Source organism: Klebsiella sp. CB_Kp196, from assembly GCF_040061575.1.
Classification (GTDB): Bacteria; Pseudomonadota; Gammaproteobacteria; order Enterobacterales; family Enterobacteriaceae; genus Klebsiella; species Klebsiella michiganensis.
This window is the reverse complement of the sequence record NZ_JBEAFH010000002.1, coordinates 34105-59068: the sequence shown is the minus strand read 5'-3', so window position 1 is coordinate 59068 and position 24964 is coordinate 34105. Positions and strand designations below refer to the sequence as shown.

The following is a 24964-nucleotide window of genomic DNA, read 5'->3' as shown; positions in this document are numbered from 1 at the left end:
GTGCGCTATTCCAGCCCGAGGCTGTTGCGCAGAATATGCAGGCGTTCATCATCCCCGTCACGGGCGGCCTGCTGAAGAGATTTGGTTGGCGAGTGGATCAGGCGGTTAGTCAGCTTACGTGCCAGATCCTGCATGATTTCCTGCGCATCGCCGCCCTGATTGAGCGCAGCCAGCGCTTTTGCCGTCAGCTCCTCGCGGACCTGTTCGGCCTGGGAGCGATATTCGCGGATAGTCTCGCTGGCGCTCTGAGCGCGCAGCCAGGCCATAAATTCGCTGGCTTCCTGCTCGACAATGGTTTCCGCCTGCACCGCCGCGGCTTTACGCTGCGCCAGATTGTGCTGAATGATGTTTTGCAGATCGTCCACGCTGTAGAGATAGGCGTTCGCCAGCTTGCCAACCTCCGGTTCGACATCGCGCGGAACGGCGATATCCACCAGCAGCATCGGCTGATTGCGGCGCGCCTTCAGCGCGCGCTCCACCATCCCTTTGCCAATAATCGGCAGCGGGCTGGCGGTAGAACTAATAATGATATCCGCTTCTTTTAGCCGTTCGTCGATGTCGCTCAGGGCGATCACCTCCGCGCCGACTTCATCGGCCAGCGCCTGAGCGCGCTCGCGGGTGCGGTTAGCAATCACCATCTTGCGCACCTTATGCTCGCGCAGATGGCGGGCCACCAGCTCGATAGTCTCACCGGCGCCAACCAGCAGCACGGTCACGCTGGAGAGTGATTCGAAGATTTGTCGCGCCAGGGTACAGGCGGCAAACGCCACGGAGACCGCGCTGGCGCCGATATCGGTTTCGGTACGCACGCGTTTGGCCACCGAGAACGACTTCTGGAACATGCGCTCCAGCTCGCTAACGTTCAGGTGACCACGGCTGGAGTCGGCAAAGGCTTTTTTCACCTGCCCGAGGATCTGCGGCTCGCCCAGCACCAGTGAATCCAGGCCGCTGGCGACGCGCATCAGATGGCTAACCGCCTCGTTGTCCTGATGCCAGTAGAGGCTTTTGCGCAGGTCGTCTTCATTTAAACCGTGGTAGTCGCACAGCCAGCGGATAAGCACTTCCTGAAGGTTATCCTGCTCTTCGACGCTGAGATAGAGTTCCGTGCGGTTACAGGTCGACAGCACCACCCCGCCCTGCACCATTGGCTGGGCCAGCAAGCTCTCCAGCGCCTGATCGAGCGTATCCGGCGAAAACGTTACGCGTTCTCGCAGCGCTACAGGAGCTGTTTTGTGGTTAATGCCAAGAGCTAAAAGCGTCATTGTGAGGGAGTAGTACCAGCGTTGCTAAGGTTAGTCTGCAGGCATCATACAGGATGCGCGTAATCAATAAAAGAGAGGCTCCCCTTTTGGAGTAATAGCTAATCTGTAATAGCCATTAACGGTAATTTTTTGATTTCAGACAACTTGAACGTAGACGCTACCGTCCGGCAACGCTAGCATTAATGGTTATAATTGTAACCCGCTACACAAATCGGCCGCCTGTTTCTCCCATTCGCCGCATTTCACTGTAGACATCAAGGATTTGTCATCATTATGAATCGACTGTTCCGCCTGTTGCCGCTGGCAAGCCTCGTTCTGACCGCCTGTGCGATTAATGCTCCGAAAGGGCCGGGTAAAAGCCCGGATTCTCCACAGTGGCGTCAGCACCAGCAAGATGTCCGCAATCTTAATCAGTTCCAGACGCGCGGCGCTTTTGCTTATCTTTCTGATGAGCAAAAAGTCTATGCCCGCTTCTTCTGGCAGCAAACCGGCCAGGACCGCTACCGCCTGCTGCTGACTAACCCCCTCGGCAGCACCGAGCTGTCGTTAACCGCCCAGCCGGGCAGCGTGCAGCTGATTGACAATAAAGGCCAGACCTACACGGCGACCGACGCCGAAGAGATGATTGGCCGCCTGACCGGCATGCCGATTCCGCTCAACAGCCTGCGCCAGTGGATTATTGGCCTGCCGGGCGAGGCCACCGACTACTCGCTTGACGACCAGTACCGCCTGCGCGAGCTGAACTACACGCAAAACGGCAAAACCTGGCACGTCACCTACGGTGGCTACACTTCGGACACCAAACCTTCGCTACCGGCCAATATGGAGCTTAACGACGGCAGTCAGCGCATCAAGCTGAAAATGGATAACTGGATTGTGAAATGATGACCCGCTGGCCTTCTCCCGCAAAGCTGAATCTGTTTTTGTATATTACCGGGCAGCGCGCCGACGGTTACCACACCCTGCAGACGCTGTTTCAGTTTCTGGATTATGGCGACACGCTGACGATTGAACCGCGCGACGATGGCCAGCTGCGTCTGCTGACGCCGGTTGACGGCGTGCCGGATGAAGAGAACCTGATTATTCGCGCGGCCAGGCTTTTAATGCAGGCCGCAGCCCAGGCCGGGAAGCTTCCTGCGGGCAGCGGCGCCGATATCAGCATCGACAAGGTTCTTCCGATGGGCGGCGGCCTCGGCGGCGGTTCGTCCAACGCCGCGACCGTACTGGTGGCGCTGAATCACTTATGGGGCTGCCATCTCTCGGAAGATGAGCTGGCGGCGTTGGGTCTGCAGCTGGGCGCCGACGTGCCGGTGTTCGTGCGCGGCCATGCGGCCTTTGCCGAAGGCGTCGGGGAAATTCTCACCCCGGCCGAACCGGAGGAAAAATGGTATCTGGTGGCCCATCCGGGAGTGAGCATTCCCACGCCGATCATTTTTCGCGATCCGGAACTCCCGCGCAATACCCCGTCAAGGTCAATTAATACGTTATTAAAATGTAAATTCGGCAATGATTGCGAGGTTATCGCAAGAAAACGTTTTCGTGAGGTTGATGCAGCGCTTTCCTGGCTGTTAGAATATGCGCCGTCGCGCCTGACTGGCACCGGTGCATGTGTGTTTGCTGAATTTGACACTGAATCCGCCGCTCGTCAGGTGCTTGAAAAAGCCCCGGCATGGCTGCATGGCTTCGTAGCGCGAGGTGTTAATATCTCTCCGCTCAAGCAGGCGCTGCGCTAAGTTCTGCTCATTATAGCAAATTTGGTGAAAACGCCGGGGAAACTGAGTTACGGTGACAACGTCACCCTGTTCCAGACGTTGCATCGGGCTCTTTAAATACACCGCCTGGATGAAATCGTGCCCACCCGCACCGTTTTTGGCCCATTTCATCCACCACTGGACGCATGCCTGAGGTTCTTCTCGTGCCTGATATGAAGCTTTTTGCTGGTAACGCCACCCCGGAACTAGCACAACGTATTGCCAACCGCCTGTACACTTCTCTTGGCGACGCCGCTGTAGGTCGTTTTAGCGACGGCGAAGTCAGCGTACAAATCAATGAAAACGTACGCGGTGGTGATATTTTCATCATCCAGTCCACTTGTGCTCCCACCAACGACAACCTGATGGAACTGGTTGTTATGGTTGATGCTCTGCGTCGTGCTTCGGCAGGTCGTATCACCGCTGTTATCCCCTACTTCGGTTATGCTCGCCAGGACCGTCGTGTTCGTTCTGCTCGTGTGCCTATCACCGCGAAAGTGGTTGCTGACTTCCTGTCCAGCGTCGGCGTTGACCGCGTTCTGACCGTTGACCTGCACGCAGAACAAATTCAGGGCTTCTTTGACGTTCCGGTGGATAACGTATTCGGCAGCCCGATCCTGCTGGAAGATATGCTGCAGCTGAACCTGGATAACCCTATCGTGGTTTCTCCGGACATCGGCGGCGTGGTTCGCGCTCGCGCTATCGCCAAGCTGCTGAACGATACCGATATGGCTATCATCGACAAACGCCGTCCGCGCGCTAACGTTTCTCAGGTGATGCACATCATCGGTGACGTCGCCGGCCGTGACTGCGTAATGGTTGACGATATGATCGATACCGGCGGTACCCTGTGTAAAGCTGCGGAAGCGCTGAAAGAGCGCGGCGCGAAACGCGTATTCGCCTACGCCACGCACCCGATCTTCTCCGGCAACGCCATCCAGAACATCAAAAACTCTGTGATTGACGAATTCGTCGTCTGCGATACCATTCCGCTGACGCCGGAAATCAAAGCGCTGGAAAAGGTACGTACTCTGACGCTGTCTGGTATGCTGGCCGAAGCGATTCGTCGTATCAGCAACGAAGAATCTATCTCTGCTATGTTCGAACATTAATCGAGCCCGGCTCAAAAACCCGCTGCGGCGGGTTTTTTTGTCTCTGAACCTTTTATTCTCCACAAAATCATTCGGCATGCGTCAAGGCGGCAAGTGAATGAATCTCCGGCAGCGTACAGGCAGTACGAGACCGGGATAAATGAACGCAGCCAACACAGAGGCATCCCGAAGGATGACGTGGAAATGACCGATGCCTCCTTCACCTGCCATTTAGTTGACAGATGATGCGCTCATGGATGAAACATTATTGTGAACAGATTATTTTCCTCACATGTGATGCCTTTCCGCGCCCTCATCGACGCTTGTTGGAAAGAAAAATATACCGCTTCGCGGTTTACTCGTGATGTGATTGCCGGAATTACCGTCGGGATTATCGCTATCCCGCTGGCGATGGCGCTGGCAATTGGCAGCGGGGTGGCGCCGCAGTACGGTCTCTATACCTCCGCGGTGGCGGGGATCGTGATTGCGTTAACCGGCGGCTCGCGCTTCAGCGTGTCCGGTCCAACCGCCGCTTTTGTGGTGATTCTCTACCCGGTCTCGCAGCAGTTCGGGCTCGCCGGGCTGCTGGTCGCCACCTTGATGTCGGGGATCTTCCTGATTCTTTTCGGCCTGGCGCGCTTTGGCCGCCTGATTGAGTATATTCCGCTATCGGTCACCCTCGGCTTCACCTCCGGGATCGGTATCACCATCGGTACCATGCAAATTAAAGATTTTCTCGGTCTGCAGATGGCCCACGTGCCTGAACATTATCTGCAGAAAGTCGGCGCGCTGGCGATGGCGCTGCCGACCATTAACCCCGGCGATGCCGCCATCGGCGTTGTCACGCTAGGCACGCTGATTATCTGGCCGCGTCTGGGGATTCGTCTGCCGGGCCACCTGCCGGCCCTGCTGGCGGGCTGCGCGGTGATGGGCGTGGTCAACCTGCTTGGCGGGCACGTCGCCACCATCGGCTCTCAGTTCCACTATATTCTCGCCGACGGCAGCCAGGGCAACGGTATTCCGCAGCTGCTGCCGCAGCTGGTGCTGCCGTGGGATATGCCCGGTTCAGACTTCACCCTCAGCTGGTCCTCACTGCAGGCGCTGCTGCCGGCGGCGTTTTCCATGGCCATGCTCGGGGCGATTGAGTCCCTGCTGTGCGCCGTGGTGCTGGACGGCATGACCGGCACCAAACACAAGGCCAATAGCGAGCTGATTGGCCAGGGGCTCGGCAATATCGTCGCGCCGTTCTTCGGCGGCATTACCGCCACCGCCGCTATCGCCCGCTCGGCGGCCAACGTTCGCGCCGGGGCGACCTCGCCGGTTTCCGCCGTGATCCACGCGCTGCTGGTGATCATGGCGCTGCTGGTGCTTGCCCCTCTGCTCTCCTGGCTGCCGCTTTCCGCGATGGCGGCGCTGCTGCTGATGGTGGCATGGAATATGAGCGAAGCGCACAAGGTCGTTAACCTGCTGCGCTATGCGCCAAAAGACGACATTATCGTCATGCTGATGTGTATGTCGCTGACCGTCCTGTTTGATATGGTCATCGCTATTAGCGTCGGTATTGTGCTGGCTTCCCTGCTGTTTATGCGCCGGATCGCGCGGATGACCCGCCTCGCACCGGTCAACGTCGAGGTTCCCGATAACGTACTGGTGCTGCGCGTCATTGGTCCGCTGTTTTTCGCCGCCGCGGAAGGGTTGTTTACCGATCTGGAAACGCGGATTGCTGGCAAGCGTATCGTCGTGCTGAAGTGGGATGCGGTGCCGGTGCTGGATGCCGGCGGGCTGGATGCCTTCCAGCGCTTCGTGAATAAGCTGCCGGAAGGCTGTGAGCTACGCGTGTCGAACCTGGAATTTCAGCCCCTGCGTACCCTGGCGCGGGCAGGCGTTAAGCCGATTCCGGGCCGCCTGAGCTTCTACCCGGACCGCAGCGCCGCGCTGGCGGATATTTAATTACCCGGCGGCAGGCCCCGGCGCCTGCCGCATCATTACGCCAATCGCCTGCTGAAGCCAGCCAAGCACCTCCGGCGTCATCCACGTTCCCTTCATCAAATGCGGCTCCCGCTCCATGGCATAACGAAACTTCTGCTGCGTGTGCGGATCCTTTCCCGCGTAAGACTGGAATAGCGCCAGCCAGCGCTGCGCCAGCTGCTGACCTTCCGCGGAGGCAGGCTCCCGCTTCTCACGACAGGCCCGATGCAGCTCGGCCACCAGCGCCGGCCACTCCATCAGGCGATCGAAATAGTGCTGCCGTGTAAAAGCCAGCTCCTCGGCGTTCAGATAGCGCGCCCAGATGGCCAGCTTGCTTTCGGCAAAAGCACGGGTAATGAAATCAATCATCTCCGGCGTCACCCCGGTTTGCTCGCGCATCTGCGGTTCGGCGGCGTGCATCTCATTCAGGCGAGTCAGAAACTCCGGCCTGCCGGCGGTATCCTGCTCCAGCTGCGCCATCCAGCGGGTGGCCAGCGCAATCGCCCGAGGCTCATCGGCCGGACAGCGTTCGCCCATAAGCTGCTGCGCTTCACCCACCAGCTCCAGCCATATCTGGTTACGCTGCGCATCCTGCTCTGCGAACGGCAGCACCTGTAATTCCTGTTGACTAAACCAGCGATCGTACATTTTCATCAGCTCCAGCGTTTGTAGCCAGGACTCCAGGTCGGGCTCGTCTCCGCTGTCCAGCTCTTCACGCAGCAGCGCCAGGCGCTGGCGCAGCGTGGAGAGGGTTTGCAGCTGCCGGTCGAGGGTGGCGATCTGCTTGACCAACAGGTCGGACAGCGAGAAGGCGTCCCGGTCGAGATAGTCCTTGATAGTGGCGAGTTCCAGCCCGGCCTGCGCCAGCGCTTTGATCATATGCAGTCGCTGAACGGCCGCCAGATTATAGAGCCGGTAACCCGCCGCGCTTCTGGCCGAAGGCGCCAGCAGTCCCGTTTGTTCATAGTGATGTAGCGTGCGGACGGTTATGCCGGCGCGCTTCGCCAGTTCACCCACCTGAATTAACATGACTGCTCCTTTCGTTTACCAGTGGCGCCACTCTGCTGCCTGACGTGACGTCAGGGTCAAGCGTTCTGTACAGGAATTGTATTAGGCAGGCGGTGCCGAAGAAAGACGAAGAGAGAAAGGAGGATTTGAGACACCAACAGGCGGGCAGCCTGAACGGGCGGCATGAAAACGCACCAGCCGTTCACAACGGCTGGCGGTCTGGAATTCACTCAGCTGTGGCGATGCTGATCGCGGCGGCAGCGTTTATCGTAGTGGCGAACCCACCAGTATCTGTCGCTAACCTGTTCATGACCGCCGATACGGGCGCCAGCCAGCCACAGTACCGCGCCGACAAAGATACTCAAGATCGCGCCGTGTGCGAAAAACTGCGGCAGGTCAAGCTGCGGAAGCTGGTTTAAAATAGAATAACCAACGCCGACAACCATGACGACCAACCCCAACCCCATCAGCACATTACCGAGTAACGAAGCGTTTCTGCGTTTCATATGTCACCTCCGGAACCTTGGGTTGCATGGGAATATCCCCAAATCTTATAGGTGTAGTATAGACAATGGCCAATATAGCGATTGCGTGGACGATCACAGAAGCGAACATCTTGCCAACAAAAGTTTACAAATAACCCACTGAACAACATCAAATTCTAATTATTCAAACCCGTGATTATCTGTGGCAGGTGCGTTTCGCTGGCAGAATTTTGTCAACCGCGCGCGCAGACAGTACACTACGCGCCAGAGAACGATCCAAGCAGGATAAAAAAGTGAGCATAAAATTAATTGTCGGCCTGGCGAACCCCGGCGCTGAATACGCGGCGACGCGACATAACGCCGGCGCCTGGTACGTGGATTTACTGGCTGAACGCCACCGCGCGCCGCTGCGCGAAGAGAGCAAATTCTTCGGCTACACCTCGCGGATTAACCTTGCCGGCGAGGATGTCCGCCTGCTGGTGCCGACCACCTTTATGAACCTGAGCGGCAAAGCCGTCGGCGCGATGGCGACCTTCTTTCGCATCAACCCGGACGAAATCCTGGTCGCCCACGATGAGCTCGACTTACCGCCAGGCGTGGCTAAGTTCAAGCTGGGCGGCGGCCACGGCGGCCATAATGGCCTGAAAGACATCATCAGCAAGCTGGGCAATAACCCGAACTTTCACCGCTTACGCGTGGGAATCGGCCATCCGGGCGATAAAAATAAAGTTGTCGGTTTTGTGCTGGGCAAGCCCCCCGCCAGTGAACAGAAGCTGATTGATGAGGCCGTTGACGAAGCGGTACGCTGCACCGAGGTGTGGCTGAAGGATGGCCTGACCAAGGCGACCAACCGTTTACACGCTTTTAAAGCGCAATAACCGGTCGGCGTGCGGAATTTTTGTCACGCACCGTGTATAATAGGCGAAGCTATTTACTTTTCTGCAATCTGTTCACTGTAACAGGTTGATTATCCAAAGATTAAGGTGATTTAAATCATGGGATTCAAATGCGGTATCGTCGGTTTGCCCAACGTCGGCAAATCCACCCTGTTCAATGCGCTCACTAAAGCGGGTATTGAAGCGGCCAACTTCCCCTTCTGTACCATTGAGCCGAACACCGGTGTCGTGCCGATGCCCGATCCGCGTCTGGACAAACTGGCTGAAATCGTCAAACCACAGCGTATTCTGCCGACCACGATGGAATTCGTTGATATCGCAGGCCTCGTTAAAGGCGCGTCGAAAGGTGAAGGCCTGGGCAACCAGTTCCTGACCAACATCCGCGAAACCGAAGCTATCGGTCACGTAGTGCGCTGCTTCGAAAACGACAACATCATCCACGTTAACAATAAAGTGGATCCGGCTGACGATATTGACGTTATCAACACCGAGCTGGCGCTCTCCGACCTGGACACCTGCGAGCGCGCTATCCACCGCGTGCAGAAGAAAGCCAAAGGCGGCGATAAAGACGCGAAAGCCGAGCTGGCGGCGCTGGAAAAATGCCTGCCGCACCTTGAGAACGCCGGCATGCTGCGTTCGCTGAAGAACCTGACTGAAGAAGACAAAGCGGCGATTAAATACCTGAGCTTCCTGACCCTGAAGCCGACCATGTATATCGCCAACGTCAACGAAGACGGCTTTGAGAACAACCCTTATCTCGATAAAGTTCGCGAAATTGCCGCCGCCGAAGGTTCTGTGGTGGTCGCCGTTTGCGCCGCCGTTGAGTCCGATATCGCCGAGCTGGACGATGCCGACCGCGATGAGTTTATGGCCGAGCTGGGTCTCGAAGAGCCGGGCCTGAACCGCGTTATCCGCGCCGGCTACGAGCTGCTGAACCTGCAGACCTACTTTACCGCAGGGGTGAAGGAAGTGCGCGCCTGGACTATCCCCGTCGGCGCCACTGCTCCGCAGGCCGCGGGTAAAATCCACACCGACTTTGAAAAAGGCTTTATCCGCGCGCAGACCATCGCCTATGAAGACTTTATTACCTATAAAGGCGAACAGGGTGCCAAAGAAGCCGGGAAAATGCGCGCTGAAGGTAAAGACTACATCGTGAAAGATGGCGATGTGATGAACTTCCTGTTCAACGTCTAAATAAAATTTGTTGTCTCATGAGGTTTCATTGAACCTCATGAACATCGAAAAAAACCACAAAATCCACGCAATTGCGTGGATTTTTCATTTCAGCAAGCGCGTAAGCAAGTCGCAGATGGAGTTAGCCCGACACCAGCTCGCCAGTTAGATAAGATCCGCAAGGTCAACGACGTATCCAACACCTTTAAGCTGATCGCTAAAGAGTGGTTGCAGATGAAAGACTGGGCCGAAATTACCAAAACGCGCCGACTGGATATGCTTGAACGTGTGGTTTTCCCCGCAATAGGTAAGCTCCCAATCAGAGAGGTCACTCCACACCACATCCTTAGAATTCTTCAAGAAACTGCTAAACGAGGAGCACCGACAGTTGCCGCTGAAGCTCGCCACACCGTTTCATCAGTTTTTGAGTTAGCAGTTGCAACGCTTAGAGCTGATAGCGATCCTGTACGGCCTGTGCGCAAGGCCCTTCCGGCCAATAAGATACAGCACAAACAAGCACTGAATCCTCAGCAAATCGGAAAGTTATTAAACTGTTTTGATAATAGTCGTGGCTCGTACCAGGTTAACTATTGTATGTGGCTTATGTGGTGGACATTGACGCGTCCTGCAGAAGCCACCGAAGCAGAATGGACAGAATTCGATCTTGATAACGCCCTGTGGACAATTCCGGCAGCGCGAATGAAAGCCCGCAGAGAACACGTTATTCCCCTCCCCTCACAAGCTATCAAAATGCTCAGAACACTACAGGGATTAACCGGGCATCGGCAGCACCTTTTCCCGGGCAGGGATAATCCGTTAGGTCCAATGACATCGCACTCGCTGCGCCAGCTACGTAAAAGCCTCGGCTGGAGTGGTACATATAGCCCACATGCAACCCGAACCACAGGAAGAACCCGTTTAAACGAGATGGGCTATCGACCTGATGCTATTGAGGCCCAACTTGCGCACGCTGATACCAACAATGTTCGTCGCACATACAACCATGCAACTTATCTTGATGAGCGAAAGGTTATGATGCAGGACTGGGCAAATAAACTTGAAGAATGGGTAGGAAGCGCGCGCAGCACTATTGATGTTTCGTAAACCATGATGTATTGGTCTGTTAATGCTGATTATTAACGATAATTTCCCATCAGATTATAAAAACTATATTTCAGCCTACACTTTTGTAACTGTCTGATTATACGACCATTGTTACTCTCCTCACCCAGCGTTATAATTTCTTAGCACCCATTAGCGCAGGATGTTCCCATGAGCCGATACCGTATCTCTGGCAGTGAAGGACAATATGAGAAAAACTCCGATGAGCAAGTTCTGGCAAATAAGCTGGGGATTGCTGATTCTGGTGAGATGGACGAAGCGGAGCTTGTGCTGTTAGAGAAGCTCTATCACTGCATTTTTGAAGAGCAGTTTCCAGCAGGGCAGATCACCATTGCTTTGCTGAAAAGCTGGCATCGCCGCTGGCTGGGAAACATCTATGAGTGGGCCGGGCAAGAAAGGACTGTCAATATCAGCAAAGGGGGCTTTATGTTCGCGCCCTCTGCACAGTTGCCAAAACTAATACACGAATTCGACGCTAAATACCTTGCCCGATATACACCATGCACCAACATGAGCGAAGAACAGATCATAGAGGCTATTGCTGTAACCCATGTAGAGCTGATACTCATCCATCCATTCCGGGAAGGCAATGGACGTTTATCACGACTTTTAGCTGATGTGATGGCGGTTCAGGGGGGACACAGGCCGCTGGATTATCAAAGCTGGGAGCAAAACAAAGCCGAATATATTTCGGCTATCCACGCAGGTATGTCAATGGACTACGGCCCGATGTGTTATTGGGTCGGTACTGCGTTAAGACGTGATTAAACAGCAAGACGAAGATGGGCGAACTTTTTGCGCGTCGCTTCAAGCGAAGCTTCGATCTTCTCAGAAGACTGCCCCGTCTCAACGGCGGTTGACGTTGCTACCGAGCGAACAATGTCAGCGCGAGACGGTTTAACGTAATACACCTGCGTTTTCTTGTCATTGCTCATCGCGATTCCTCAGCTATCGAATGTGTAATCTGTACTCATTATATCAAGGTTTCGACACGACTTCACATCATCTGTAGCCCGACGTCATCAAGGGGCCATCTAGCTCTGATTTAGCACTGCACTGAATTTGGGTCAGGGTCAGTGGTAACTAGCCTCAGATAGCAGCATCAACTAAAGTGAGTACAGACATGAGTATGAAAATAAAAATCAAAAATAAAAACATTAAATATCAATTCAATAAATATCAAATCACGATTCAACGTCTAAGCATTTCTTCGCCGTGATGCCCTCCACAAAATCCACGCGCTCGCGTGGATTTTTTATTGCCCGCAGTTCCCGTCAGTTCTGACCCGCCGCCAGCGAATATTTCTTTATTTTGCGATACAGCGTGGCGATGCCGATGCCCAGCTCATCCGCCGCCTGCTTTTTATTACTGTAGCGAGAGAGCGCATCGCGGATCATCTGCCGCTCCATCTCCTCCAGCGCCGTCACGTTCTCCTCCTGAGTGAGTGTCGCTGACGCTGACGCTGAAGCCGACGACGTCGCCTGGCTCGCCGCTTCACCGCTGCTTAACAGATTCGGCGGCAGCAGCGACATATCGATGATTTCTCCCGACGGCACCACGTTGACCAGGTACTCCATCAGGTTGCTGAGTTCGCGAATATTGCCCGGCCAGCGATAGCGCTTAAGGAAATCGATCACGTCCTGCGCGACGCCGGGATAAACCAGATTGAGACGACCGGTATGCAGATGCAGGAAATAGTGAATCAGCAGCTCAATATCGTCCTGACGTTCGCGCAGCGGCGGCAGGCGCAGCGGAATCACGTTCAGACGATAGTAGAGATCTTCGCGGAACTTCCCTTCCGCGATGTACTGTTCCAGGTTTTGATTGGTAGCGGATATGATACGAATATCGACCTGAACCGGATGGCTGGCGCCCACCGGCTGAATCTCACGTGACTCAATGGCCCGCAGCAGCTTGGCCTGCAGAGTGAGCGGCATATCGCCAATTTCGTCAAGAAACAGCGTCCCGCTATTGGCCGCCTGAATCAGGCCGGTCTTACCGTTTGCCGATGCGCCGGTAAACGCCCCCTTCACGTAGCCAAACAGTTCGCTTTCTAACAGCTGCTCGGGTATCGCGGCGCAGTTAATTGCGATAAAGGGCTTCGCGTGGCGATCGCTGAGCTTGTGGATAGCGCGGGCAACCACCTCTTTCCCGGTCCCGCTTTCACCGGCAATCATCACGCTGGAGGGGCTCGGGGCCACGCGGCTGATCAGCTTTTTAAGCTGCCGCATAGGTCGACACTCTCCCACCATCGCCTCAATCTGCGGCCCTTCCTGCCCGCAGCTGAAATCGGCCGAAGAGTGCGACTGATGGAACGCCATTAAAAATAACCACTGATCCTGCACCGCGTGCAGCTGGCCGATAATGAGCTCCTTGCGATCGTCAAAGGAGATAATGTGCTGCATATGGCCGTGCTTGAAATTATCTTCGAAGGTCAACGGCTGAAACTGGATTGACTTACCAATCACCTGTCCCTGAGTGACGCTCATTATTTTCAAAGCGGCCTGGTTGGCAAATTTGACTCTTTGATCGTTGCCCACGACCAGTACGCCCTGATCCATATTTTCGATCATAGTTAAAAATATTTTATGGATATTGTCGCCGACCGCCCGCTCCTGCAAAAAGCGGGAAACGAATATGGTTGAGACATGACGAACATAATCAGAAAACTCCTGGATATTCGCATTTATACGTTCCTGCTGCTCGCGCGTCAGCGCAACCAGGCTAATAACGCCGACGCAGCGGTCGTGATACATCACCGGCGTGCCAAGAAAGGCTTTCTCTTCGCATTTCTCCTTATTGTTACAGTCTTTACACAGGGGATCGAAGCGGGAGTGGGTAACGACCTTCTCGGTCTGTGTTTCAATAATGTAACGCAGAAGCCGTGAATTTGAATTTAATTTATAGCCAATCTGTTTACTATAAGCGCCAGTTCCGGCGACCCGGTATAATTCGTTATCAACAATCTCGACCTCCAGCTGCAGCACGCTGGATAACATCCTTGCAAACTTTTGAATTGTAGGCTGAATCTGCATTAAAATGGAGGGTGCTTTGGACGGTATCATGTCTATCGGCCTTCTATTATTGCTCACCTGTTCGGCGTCAAGCGAAGCGGCTTTATTTATCTGCGGGGAATGATACCACTCCTTTTAGCCACCCGCGTTGATATAGATAGGGCCAATTTCCCCACCTTATCTTAAATATGCAAGAGCTATCACAGTTTCTTATCATTATGATAAATTTGCAGCGGTTTTTATCATATTGGCGCAATGTGAAGATGATAATCGCATTATTTACGGCGGCAACCCGCGCCTGTCCCGCTGAAATGGACGGTGGGGGAAAAATTTCACCTTTCTCTTCCCGGGACAACTCGCCTGAATTCGTGACAGACCTGGCATAATCTTAACTATTCAATCCTCTCCGCCGCCTCTCCCGGAGGATTTGGCACGCTTATTGTTAGTGGTAATACAGCGCTGGCAGTCGCTAATTCGGCAACTCTGCATATCCGACCGCACAGCAATCAATAAGCCGTCATTCACGACCAGGATTGAAACATGAAAACTGTTAACGAACTGATTAAGGATATCAATAAACTTAACTCTCATCTCAGTGAGAAAGACTTTCTGCTGACCTGGGAACAATCGCCGGATGAGCTGAAACAGGTGCTGGACGTCGCCGCCGCGCTAAAAACGCTACGCGCTGAAAATATCGCCACCAAAGTGTTCAACAGCGGATTGGGTATTTCCGTGTTCCGCGATAACTCAACCCGTACCCGCTTCTCCTATGCTTCCGCGCTTAATCTGTTAGGGCTGGCGCAACAGGATCTGGATGAGGGGAAATCGCAGATTGCCCACGGCGAAACGGTCCGTGAAACCGCCAACATGATCTCCTTCTGCGCCGACGCCATCGGCATTCGCGATGACATGTTCCTTGGCGCGGGCAACGCCTACATGCGCGAAGTCGGCGAAGCGCTGGACGACGGCCACAAGCAGGGCGTCCTGCCGCAGCGACCGGCGTTGATCAATCTGCAGTGCGATATCGACCACCCGACGCAATCCATGGCCGATCTCGCCTGGCTGCGCGAGCACTTCGGTTCGCTGGAGAATCTGAAAGGTAAGAAGATCGCCATGACCTGGGCCTACTCGCCGAGCTATGGCAAACCCCTCTCGGTGCCGCAGGGCATTATCGGCCTGATGACCCGCTTCGGTATGGACGTCACCCTCGCCCACCCGGAAGGGTACGACCTGATCCCTGACGTTATCGAAGTGGCAAAAAACAATGCCCAGGCCTCCGGCGGCAGCTTCCGCCAGGTGAACAGCATGGAGGAAGCCTTTAAAGACGCCGATATTGTCTATCCGAAATCCTGGGCGCCGTACAAGGTAATGGAAAAACGCACCGAGCTGCTGCGCGCAAATGACCATGAAGGTCTGAAGGCGCTGGAGAAAGCCTGCCTTGAGCAGAACGCCGGCCATAAAGACTGGCACTGTACGGAAGAGATGATGAAGCACACCCGCGACGGTGAAGCGCTGTATATGCACTGCCTGCCGGCGGATATCACCGGCGTCTCCTGCGACGCGGGCGAAGTCACCGAGGGAGTCTTCGAGAAGTACCGGATCCCGACCTACAAAGAGGCCAGCTGGAAGCCGTACATCATCGCCGCGATGATCGTCTGCCGCAAATACGCGAACCCGGGCAAGGTGCTGGAGCAGCTGCTCAAGGAAGCGCAGAAACGCATCAAATAATCCCCAGGCTGGCCTGCGGGCCAGCCCCACGACTTTCGCATTTCAAAAAGGATAAGGATCGAGTATGTCTGCTTTCTCACTGAAAATGGATATTGCCGAAAACCGTTTTTTTAACGGAGAGACTTCACCGCTGTTTTCACGCCAGCAAGCGCAGCAGGCTCGCCGCTTTCATCAAAAGATCGCCGGCTATCAGCCTACGCCGCTGGTGGCGCTGAACGAACTTTCCGCGTTGTTTGGGGTACAAAAAATCCTCGTTAAAGATGAATCCCGGCGCTTTGGCCTCAACGCCTTCAAAATGCTCGGCGGCTCTTATGCTATCGCCCGACTGCTGTGTGAAAAATATCATTTAGATATCAACGATCTTTCCTTCGAAACGCTCAAATCCAGCATCAAAGAGAAGATGACGTTCGCCACCACGACCGACGGCAACCACGGCCGCGGCGTGGCGTGGGCAGCCCGCCAGTTAGGCCAGAACGCCGTCATCTATATGCCGAAAGGCTCCGCGCAGGAGCGGGTTGACGCCATACTGCGCCTCGGCGCCGAGTGTATCGTCACCGACATGAACTACGACGACACCGTCCGCTTTACCATGCAGACCGCGCAGAAAAACGGCTGGGAGGTGGTGCAGGACACCGCCTGGGAAGGCTACACAAAAATTCCGACCTGGATTATGCAGGGCTACGCCACCCTCGCCGATGAAACGGTAGAACAGCTCTCCTCAATGGGTATCGCCCGTCCGACGCACGTGCTTCTGCAGGGCGGCGTGGGGGCGATGGCGGGCGGCGTGCTGGGCTACCTGGCCGATGTCTACGGCGCGAAGCATCTCCATTCCATTATCGTCGAGCCGGAGCTGGCCGACTGTCTCTACCGCTCTGCGCTGAAGGGCCAGATCGTCAACGTCAGCGGCGATATGGCCACCATTATGGCCGGTCTCGCCTGCGGTGAGCCCAACCCGCTGGGCTGGGAAGTGCTGCGCAACTGCGCCACGCAGTTCGTCTCCTGTCAGGATGCCGTCGCCGCCCTCGGCATGCGGGTGCTGGGAAACCCGGCGGGCCAGGATCCGCGCGTTATTTCCGGCGAATCCGGCGCCGTCGGTCTCGGCCTGCTGGCGGCGATTCATTTCCATCCGCAGCGCGAAGCGCTGATGCACAAGCTCAAGCTGGATAGCGATTCCGTGGTGCTGGTGATTAGCACCGAAGGCGACACCGACGTTAAGCACTATCGCGAAGTCGTCTGGGAAGGCAAACATCCGGCCGCGCAGTAGCCGATTGATCAACATTTCTCCCGCCCGGCGGGACCCCCGTATTCAGAACTGGAGAACATCCTTATGGCTAAGCAAATTCCGTTCAACGCGATCCTGGAAAAATCAAAACAATACGAAAAAGAGATGACCCGCTTCCTGCGCGATATGATCGCCATCCCCAGCGAAAGCAGCGATGAGAAGCGCGTGGTGCACCGTATCAAAGAGGAGATGGAGAAAGTCGGATTCGACAAAGTGGAAATCGATCCGATGGGTAACGTGCTGGGCTACATCGGCCACGGCCCGCGTCTGGTCGCCATGGACGCGCACATTGATACCGTCGGCATTGGCAACATCAAGAACTGGAACTTCGATCCGTACGAAGGTATGGAGACCGATGAGCTGATCGGCGGACGCGGCGCGTCTGACCAGGAGGGCGGAATGGCCTCAATGGTTTACGCCGGTAAAATCATTAAAGATCTGGGCCTGGAAGATGAGTATACCCTGCTGGTGACCGGTACCGTTCAGGAAGAGGATTGCGACGGCCTGTGCTGGCAGTACATTATTGAACAATCCGGTATACGTCCGGAATTCGTGGTCAGCACCGAACCTACCGACTGCCAGATTTACCGCGGCCAGCGCGGGCGTATGGAGATCCGCGTGGAGGTTCAGGGCGTCAGCTGCCACGGCTCCGCCCCGGAGCGCGGCGATAACGCCATCTTCAAAATGGCGCCCGTTCTCACCGAGCTGGAACAGCTTTCACACAAGCTGGGCGATGACGAGTTCCTCGGCAAAGGCACCCTGACCGTTTCCGAGATTTTCTTCACCTCGCCGAGCCGCTGCGCGGTAGCGGATAGCTGCGCCGTCTCCATTGACCGCCGTCTGACCTGGGGCGAAACCTGGGAAGGCGCGCTGGAAGAGATCCGCGCGCTGCCGGCGGTGAAAAAAGCCGCCGCGGTGGTCTCGATGTACAACTACGAGCGCCCCTCCTGGACCGGCCTGGTCTACCCGACCGAATGCTACTTCCCGACCTGGAAAGTGGAAGAGAACCACTTCACCGTTCGCGCCCTGAGCAACGCCTATGAAGGTCTGTTCGGCAAAGCGCCGGTGGTGGATAAGTGGACCTTCTCCACCAACGGCGTCTCCATTATGGGCCGCCACGGCATTCCGGTTATCGGCTTTGGGCCTGGGAAAGAGCCGGAGGCGCATGCGCCGAATGAGAAAACCTGGAAATCGCATCTGGTAACCTGCGCCGCGATGTATGCCGCTATCCCGCTGAGCTGGCTGGCCACGGAGTAATTGTTCGTCCTGTCTGCCGCCGCGCTCTGCGGCGGTATGTTGAGGTTTCTATGCGCGTACTGATTAAAAATGGCCTCGTCGTCAACGCCGACGGACAGCTAAAGCAGGACCTGCTCATTGAAGATGGCCTCGTCAAGCGCCTTGCCAGTTCTATTGAGGCAGAACAACCCTGCGAAGTGATTGACGCCGAGGGCTGCTACGTGATGCCCGGCGGCGTCGACGTTCATACGCATTTCAATATTGATGTGGGGCTCGCCCGCAGCTGCGATGATTTCTTTACCGGCACCCGGGCCGCGGCCTGCGGCGGTACCACCACCATTGTTGATCATATGGGCTTCGGGCCCGTCGGCTGCCACCTGCGCCACCAGTTCGAGGTCTATCGCGGCTACGCCGCCTATAAAGCCGTTATCGACTACAGTTTTCACGGCGTTATCCAACACGTTAACCACGGCATTCTCGACGAGATCCCGATGATGGTGGATAGCGGCATCAGCAGCTTTAAGCTCTATCTGACCTACCAGTACAAACTCAGCGATGATGAGATATTGCAGGCGATGCGCCACCTGCAGCGCGCCGGCGCGCTGACGACGGTGCATCCGGAAAACGATGCCGCCATCGCCCAGCGCCGGGCGGAATTTATCAACGCCGGTAAAACCGCGCCGCGCTATCACGCCCTGAGCCGCCCGCTGGAGTGCGAGGCGGAAGCCATCGCCCGAACGATCAACCTCGCGCAGCTGGCGGGAAACGCGCCGCTGTATATCGTGCATCTTTCCAACGCCCTGGGCCTGGAGTACCTGCGCCTGGCCAGAAGACGCCACCAGCCGGTGTGGGTGGAGACCTGTCCGCAGTATCTGCTGCTGGACGAGCGCTGCTACGAGCGCGAAGACGCGCTTAACTATCTGCTCAGCCCTCCCCTGCGCAACGCCAGCAACAACGATGCGCTATGGCGCGGTATCCATGATGGAGATATTGACACGGTCGCCACCGACCACTGCGCGTTCTCTGCGCAGCAGCGCAGGCAGATCTCCGGCGGCGACTTTAGCCGCTGCCCGAACGGCCTGCCGGGGGTGGAAAACCGGCTGCTGCTGCTGTTCTCGCACGGCGTGATGACCGGGCGCATCACCCCTGAGCGCTTTGTGGCGCTCACCAGCGCCAACCCGGCGAAGCTGTTTGGCCTGTGGCCGCAGAAGGGGCTGCTGGCGCCCGGCGCCGATGGCGACGTGGTTATCATCGATCCGCAGCGTACCACCACCATCCGTCATCCCATGCTGCACGACAACGCCGACTATTCACCCTATGAAGGCTTTATCTGTCAGGGCGCGATTCGCCAGACGCTCTCCCACGGCAGAGTGATCTTTGATAACGGCACCTTTACCGGCATCGCCGGACAGGGCCGCTTTTTACGCCGACAACCCTTTTCCACCGCTCACCAGGCCGTCAGCGGAACAGAAACGTAATGAGAGGAAGCTATGAGTAAAAAAATTGTTCTCGCTCTCGGCGGGAATGCGCTGGGCGACGATCTCGCCGGACAGATGCAGGCCGTACGACACACCGCCCGGACGATCGTCGATTTTATCGCCCTTGGCCACCAGGTGGTGGTCACTCACGGCAACGGTCCGCAGGTGGGCATGATCAACCAGGCCTTCGAGGCCGCGGCAAAAACCGAGGCCCATACGCCCATGCTGCCGATGTCGGTCTGCGTGGCCCTGAGCCAGGGCTACATCGGCTACGACCTGCAGAACGCGATTCGTGAAGAACTGCTAACGCGCCAGCTGGATATCCCGGTGGCGACCCTGATAACCCAGGTGGAAGTGGATGCTAACGATAAGGCATTTCTTAATCCGACCAAGCCCATCGGCTCGTTCTTCAGCAAAGAAGAGGCCGAAAAGCTGAGCCAAAACGGCTACATCATGAAAGAGGACGCCGGGCGCGGCTACCGTCGCGTCGTCGCCTCGCCCATGCCGGTAGATATTATCGAGAAACAAACGGTAAAAGCGCTGATGGATGATTGCCACGTGGTGATCACCGTCGGCGGCGGCGGCATTCCGGTGATTCGCGAGGGTAACCATCTGCGCGGCGCCAGCGCGGTTATCGATAAGGACTGGGCCAGCGCGAAGCTGGCGGAGATGATCGACGCCGACCTGCTGATCATTCTCACCGCCGTAGAAAAGGTGGCGATCAACTTCGGTAAACCTGACGAGCAGTGGCTGGATAACCTCTCCCTGCGCGATGCCGAACGCTTTATCGAAGAGGGGCACTTTGCCAAAGGCTCAATGCTGCCAAAAGTGGAAGCCGCCGCCGCCTTCGCCCGCTCAGGGCCGGGGCGTAAAGCGCTGATCACGATGCTGAGCAAAGCCAAAGAGGGGATTGAAGGAAAAACGGGCACCATTATTAGCCAATAAGCTGTACGCCACGGGTTGCCGGGAACCTCCCGGCAACATTTCCCCTCGCAGAAGCTCAGACCTCAACCGCCTCAGCCAGACAATCCGGCTGGCACGCTTGCCTCACCTGGTTCATCAGCCCCCCCGGCGCGCCGTTTTTCACCTGCAGGATCTCCGCCAGCACGCTGATGGCAATCTCGTTTGGCGTCTCGGCGCCGATGTCATAGCCAATCGGCGCCCGCAGACGGCTGATATCCGCCTCCGTTACGCCGTTTTCCCGCATCTGGCGGACAAAGGCCTGCACTTTCCGCCGGCTGGCCAGCAGCCCCAGCCACGCCACCGGCTGGGTTATCAGCCTGTCCAGCGCCTCCCGATCCTGGTTGTTGGTGGCAATCAGCACGAAATCCTGCGGCCGGACCGCCATCGCCTCCACTACGTCCGTAAAGCTGGCAGCGTGCACCAGCCGCGCCGAAAGCGGAAAAGCGTCGGGGCAAAGGCTGGCGGAATAGATATCGCCAACGCAGATGTCAAAATCCACCCGCGCCGCGGCGTGGGCAACCGCGCGGTTAACGTGCCCGGCGCCGACCAGCAGCAGGCGCGGGCGCAGGCCGTGCACGCTGATGTAAACCGACATCGCGCCGCCGCAATCGGAGCCCACGGCGTCGCTGCCGGTGCGCGCCATGCGACCGTGAAACATTCGCGACGCCCGTTCGCGCAGCGCTTCCAGCGCCGCATCGATGACTTTACGCTCCACCATCCCGCCGCCAATGGTGCCCACAATCGAACCGTCCTCCCGGATAAGCATCTGAGCGGAGTGTCGGGGGGTGGAGCCCCGACTTTCGACAATCTGCGCCAGGGCAAAGGGGCGATTCTGCTCCTCAAGTCGTGCTGCTTCTGCAAAAATATTCATACTAACCTCAAAGGCGATGTTTACGGCTCTATTTGTTTATCTGCGATATTTCCCCGGGTTCTCAGTTTGAGAGTCTACCCGGCGTTGAAATAGCGTCGCAGCGACCCGTATCGACTATGCAATATTTATACTTAGCCGCCGTTTTTCATCGCAAATTGTGAGACAGGTCATTTCGTTAGCCGTAATGACGCTGCGGCAGGGATCCTACGCCGAATATTTCCTCTGTCGCCGCGATAAAAGAAAGCTGCCCGCTGAAATCACCGCCGAACGGCAGGCATAAATTATCATTCTGATATTCAGGATCTGATTTTGAGAAATCTCGCCGAATGATAAAGCGTATTGATTTGAGTTCTCATTTCCCCGCTGTGGAATTATTCACGCATTCGCGTCGAGTTTCGACCTGGTTCACAAATTAATTATTTCGCCGCCGCGGTTTGAATAACTGGTGTGATTGTTGCTCCTCTTTCGTTATCCGTCGGGATGATTACCACCGGCAATGTCGATCTTACAATGATATCTAAGGAGAGGGTTATGGGAGATATAATGCGTCCCGTGCCGTTTGAGGAGCTTTTAACGCGCATTTTCGACGAGTACCAGAGTCAGCGGACTATTTTTGGCATCCCCGAGCAACAGTTTTATACGCCGCAGGCGCAGCGGTCGATCGGCGTATTCGGCGAAAGCTGCGCGACGCCGCTCGGCCCGGCAGCCGGGCCGCATACCCAGCTGGCGCAGAACATTATTACCGCCTGGCTAACCGGCGGGCGGTTTATCGAGCTGAAAACCGTACAGATCCTTGACCGCCTGGAGCTGGAAAAGCCCTGCATCGATGCCGAAGATGAGTGCTTCAACACCGAGTGGTCCACCGAATTTACCCTCAAAAAAGCCTGGGATGAGTACCTGAAAGCCTGGTTCACGCTGCATCTGCTGGAGCAGGTCTTTCCGCTGGGCACCCATAAAGAGAGCAAGTCGTTTATTTTCAATATGAGCGTCGGCTACAACCTTGACGGTATTAAGCAGCCGCCAATGCAGGAATTTATCGACAACATGATGGACGCTTCCGCCCATCCTAAATTCGCCCAGTACCGCGACACCCTGAACCGCTGGCTGCAAAATAGAACCTTTATCGACAGCCTGCCAACCTGCGCGCGCAAAGACGGGCTGGACAATCTGGCTCAACGCGTGCCGGCCAGGCTGGTTCAGGGCGTCACCCTCTCAACCATGCACGGCTGCCCGCCGGACGAGATCGAAGCCATCTGCCGCTATATGCTGACGGAGAAAAATCTCAATACCTTTGTGAAGCTCAACCCGACCCTGCTCGGCTATCCGCGCGTTCGCCAGATCCTCGACGCCTGCGGCTTCGGCTATATCGGCCTTAGCGAAGCGTCATTTGACCATGACCTTAAGATCGACCGGGCGCTGGAGATGCTGACGCGCCTGATGGCGCTGGCGAAAGCGCGCAGCCTCGGCTTTGGCGTCAAGCTGACCAACACCCTCGGCACCGTCAACAACAAGGGAGCGCTGCCGGGAGATGAAATGTATATGTCAGGCCGCGCGCTATTCCCGCTATCGATCAACGTAGCCGCCCTGCTCTCGCGGGCGTTTGACGGCAAGCTGCCGATCTCCTACTCCGGCGGCGCCAGCCAGCTCAACATTCGCGAGATTTTCGACACCGGCATTCGCCCTATCACCATGGCCACCGACCTGCTGAAGCCGGGAGGATATCTGCGCCTGAGCGAGTGCATGCGCGAGCTGGAGAAAGCCGACGGCTGGAACATGACGCAGATCGACGTCGAGCGCCTCAACGCGCTGGCGGAAAAAGCGGTGAGCATGGACTACACCCAGAAACAGTGGAAGCCGGAAGAGCGCATTGATACCGGCGAGCCGCTGCCGCTGCTGGACTGCTACGTCGCCCCCTGCGTGACGGCCTGCGCCATCAAGCAGGATATTCCGGAGTATATCCGCCTGCTGGGCGAGCATCGCTACGCCGACGCGCTGGAGCTGATCTATCAGCGCAACGCGTTGCCGGCCATCACCGGTCATATCTGCGACCACCAGTGCCAGTACAACTGTACGCGTCTGGATTACGACAGCGCGCTCAACATCCGTGAGCTGAAAAAAGTGGCGCTGGAGAAAGGCTGGGACGAGTACCGCAGCCGCTGGCATAAGCCCGCGGGATCCGGCTCCCGGCACCCGGTAGCGGTGATCGGCGCGGGCCCTGCCGGTCTCGCCGCCGGATACTTCCTCGCCCGCGCCGGGCATCCGGTCACGGTTTTTGAACGCGAAGCCAGCGCCGGGGGCGTGGTGAAGAATATCATTCCGCAGTTCCGCATTCCCGGCGAGCTTATCCAGCACGATATCGATTTTGTCGTCGCCCACGGCGTCAAAATTGAGTACGGCTGCGACCCGCATCTGAGCGTGGAAAAACTGCAGGCGAAGGGTTTTCGTTACGTGCTGGTCGGCACCGGTACCGATAAAAACAGCGGCGTGAAGCTGGGCGGCGATAACCAGAACGTGCATAAGTCGCTGCAGTTCCTGCGCGAGTTTAACCGCGGCGCCGAGCTGAACCTGGGCAAACGCGTGGCCGTGGTCGGCGCCGGCAACACCGCCATGGACTGCGCCCGCGCGGCGCTGCGCGTGCCCGGCGTGCAGAGCGCGACCATCGTCTATCGCCGCTCGCAGCAAGAGATGCCCGCCTGGCGCGAAGAGTACGATGAGGCGCTGCTCGACGGCGTCGACTTCGAGTGGCTATGCAACCCGGAACAGTTTAACGCCGACGGGACGCTCGTCGTACGCGTCATGAAGCTCGGCGAGCCGGATGAGAAAGGCCGCCGCCGCCCGGTGGAAACCGATGAGATTCGCACCCTGCAAGTCGACTCTCTGATTACCGCCATCGGCGAGCAGCAGGACGGCGAAGCGCTGTCGGCAATGGGGATCCCGCTCGACCCGCAGGGCTGGCCGGTGGTCAACGCCGATGGCGAGACCAGCAAACCGAACGTCTTCCTGATCGGCGACGTTCAGCGCGGCCCCTCTTCTATCGTCTCCGCTATCGGCAACGCGCGACGGGCCACGGACGCGATCCTGGCCCGGGAAAATATCGCCAGCAGCTACGGAAACAAAGTCTGGAACAACGTCGATCCGGCGAAGGTGTACCAGCGTAAAGGCGCCATCGCCGTCACGCTGGTGGATAAAAACCAGCGCGAGGCTTTTGTCGAGCAGGAAGCCAGCCGCTGCCTGGAGTGCAACTACGTGTGCAGCAAGTGCGTCGACGTCTGTCCGAACCGCGCCAATATTTCCGTGGCCGTGCCGGGCTTCCAGAATCGCTTCCAGACCCTGCATCTGGATGCTTATTGCAACGAATGCGGCAACTGCGCTCAGTTCTGCCCGTGGCAGGGAAAACCGTATAAAGACAAAATCACCGTGTTCAGCCTGGAGCAGGATTTTGTCAACAGCACCAATCCGGGCTTCTTCGTCGCAGGCGCCAGCGTCAAAGTGCGTCAGGACGACCAGACGTGGCAGCTGGAAATTAACGACCGCGGCCAGTTTAACGAGGTACCGGCCCAGCTGGACGCCATGTGCCGCATCATAAGCCATATTCATCAGCACCAAAGCTATCTTCTGGGAGGCGTTGAAGTATGA

Annotated in this window: 19 protein-coding genes and 1 pseudogene; 14 read left to right on the top strand and 6 right to left on the bottom strand. The window is 56.7% G+C overall.

All coding sequences use genetic code 11. The annotated features are described in order from the left end of the window. Positions 1-5: 5 nt before the first annotated feature. On the bottom strand, positions 6-1262 hold the full coding sequence (hemA, locus tag ABLU87_RS01335; RefSeq protein ID WP_004851885.1) for a glutamyl-tRNA reductase: 1257 nt from the start codon (positions 1260-1262) through the stop codon (positions 6-8). A gap of 273 nt (positions 1263-1535) precedes the next feature. Between hemA and lolB the strand changes: the two genes are divergently transcribed. The 4 genes from lolB (at position 1536) to dauA (ending at position 6054) form a co-directional block, all read left to right on the top strand. Next, positions 1536-2147, top strand: coding sequence for a lipoprotein insertase outer membrane protein LolB (lolB, locus tag ABLU87_RS01330; protein WP_004851888.1), 612 nt, complete (start codon positions 1536-1538; stop codon positions 2145-2147). Further along, entirely contained in the window at positions 2147-2995 is an 849-nt protein-coding gene (gene ispE, locus ABLU87_RS01325) for a 4-(cytidine 5'-diphospho)-2-C-methyl-D-erythritol kinase (protein WP_009651969.1), read from the top strand. Before lolB ends, ispE begins: the two co-directional genes overlap by 1 nt. 182 nt (positions 2996-3177) lie before the next feature. Further along, positions 3178-4125, top strand: a complete 948-nt coding sequence (gene prs, locus ABLU87_RS01320) for a ribose-phosphate diphosphokinase (protein ID WP_004103157.1) — start codon at positions 3178-3180, stop codon at positions 4123-4125. A 249-nt stretch (positions 4126-4374) separates the two neighbouring features. Continuing rightward, entirely contained in the window at positions 4375-6054 is a 1680-nt protein-coding gene (gene dauA, locus ABLU87_RS01315; RefSeq protein ID WP_122117020.1) for a C4-dicarboxylic acid transporter DauA, read from the top strand. Here the strand turns inward: dauA and ABLU87_RS01310 are convergent, their stop codons facing one another. Together ABLU87_RS01310 and ychH are read right to left on the bottom strand one after the other, a co-directional pair. Beyond that, positions 6055-7101, bottom strand: a complete 1047-nt coding sequence (locus ABLU87_RS01310; protein WP_064392644.1) for a MerR family transcriptional regulator — start codon at positions 7099-7101, stop codon at positions 6055-6057. A gap of 209 nt (positions 7102-7310) precedes the next feature. Further along, entirely contained in the window at positions 7311-7586 is a 276-nt protein-coding gene (gene ychH / locus ABLU87_RS01305; RefSeq protein WP_004103160.1) for a stress-induced protein YchH, read from the bottom strand. 272 nt (positions 7587-7858) lie between these two features. Here ychH and pth point away from each other — a divergent pair, with 272 nt between their 5' ends. The 4 genes from pth (at position 7859) to ABLU87_RS01285 (ending at position 11524) form a co-directional block, all read left to right on the top strand. Then, entirely contained in the window at positions 7859-8443 is a 585-nt protein-coding gene (gene pth / locus ABLU87_RS01300; RefSeq protein WP_032749932.1) for an aminoacyl-tRNA hydrolase, read from the top strand. 117 nt (positions 8444-8560) lie between these two features. Continuing rightward, positions 8561-9655: a redox-regulated ATPase YchF gene (gene ychF / locus ABLU87_RS01295; RefSeq protein ID WP_004851898.1), complete on the top strand. Its 1095-nt coding sequence runs from the start codon at positions 8561-8563 to the stop codon at positions 9653-9655. Positions 9656-9730: 75 nt separating this feature from the next. Further along, positions 9731-10738, top strand: a complete 1008-nt coding sequence (locus tag ABLU87_RS01290; RefSeq protein ID WP_122117019.1) for a tyrosine-type recombinase/integrase — start codon at positions 9731-9733, stop codon at positions 10736-10738. 168 nt (positions 10739-10906) lie between these two features. Then, on the top strand, positions 10907-11524 hold the full coding sequence (locus tag ABLU87_RS01285; protein WP_049069127.1) for a Fic family protein: 618 nt from the start codon (positions 10907-10909) through the stop codon (positions 11522-11524). Here the strand turns inward: ABLU87_RS01285 and ABLU87_RS01280 are convergent. After that, positions 11521-11691, bottom strand: coding sequence for a hypothetical protein (locus ABLU87_RS01280; RefSeq protein ID WP_004900141.1), 171 nt, complete (start codon positions 11689-11691; stop codon positions 11521-11523). The genes ABLU87_RS01285 and ABLU87_RS01280 overlap by 4 nt on opposite strands. 339 nt (positions 11692-12030) lie before the next feature. Continuing rightward, positions 12031-13821 (bottom strand): sigma-54-dependent Fis family transcriptional regulator, encoded by a 1791-nt coding sequence (locus ABLU87_RS01275; protein WP_196941974.1) that lies wholly within the window; start codon positions 13819-13821, stop codon positions 12031-12033. A gap of 489 nt (positions 13822-14310) precedes the next feature. Between ABLU87_RS01275 and ygeW the strand changes: the two genes are divergently transcribed. The 5 genes from ygeW (at position 14311) to arcC (ending at position 20439) form a co-directional block, all read left to right on the top strand. Continuing rightward, positions 14311-15498, top strand: coding sequence for a knotted carbamoyltransferase YgeW (gene ygeW / locus ABLU87_RS01270; RefSeq protein WP_014838770.1), 1188 nt, complete (start codon positions 14311-14313; stop codon positions 15496-15498). A 64-nt stretch (positions 15499-15562) separates the two neighbouring features. Further along, positions 15563-16762 carry a diaminopropionate ammonia-lyase gene (dpaL, locus tag ABLU87_RS01265; RefSeq protein ID WP_004851905.1) on the top strand — a complete coding sequence of 400 codons (1200 nt, stop codon included), beginning with the start codon at positions 15563-15565 and terminating at the stop codon, positions 16760-16762. A 63-nt stretch (positions 16763-16825) separates the two neighbouring features. Then, entirely contained in the window at positions 16826-18037 is a 1212-nt protein-coding gene (locus ABLU87_RS01260) for a YgeY family selenium metabolism-linked hydrolase (RefSeq protein ID WP_004851906.1), read from the top strand. Between the two features lie 50 nt (positions 18038-18087). Beyond that, complete coding sequence (gene hydA, locus ABLU87_RS01255) at positions 18088-19494, top strand: dihydropyrimidinase (protein WP_122117017.1); 1407 nt, start codon at positions 18088-18090, stop codon at positions 19492-19494. 12 nt (positions 19495-19506) lie between these two features. After that, the gene (gene arcC, locus ABLU87_RS01250; protein WP_122117016.1) at positions 19507-20439 is read left to right on the top strand and encodes a carbamate kinase; all 933 of its coding nucleotides are present in this window, start codon (positions 19507-19509) and stop codon (positions 20437-20439) included. Between the two features lie 112 nt (positions 20440-20551). Here the strand turns inward: arcC and ABLU87_RS01245 are convergent. Then, positions 20552-21328: pseudogene (locus ABLU87_RS01245) on the bottom strand (XdhC family protein); the annotation flags it as partial. Between the two features lie 531 nt (positions 21329-21859). Between ABLU87_RS01245 and ygfK the strand changes: the two are divergent. Next, positions 21860-24964 carry a putative selenate reductase subunit YgfK gene (gene ygfK / locus ABLU87_RS01240; protein ID WP_004851914.1) on the top strand — a complete coding sequence of 1035 codons (3105 nt, stop codon included), beginning with the start codon at positions 21860-21862 and terminating at the stop codon, positions 24962-24964.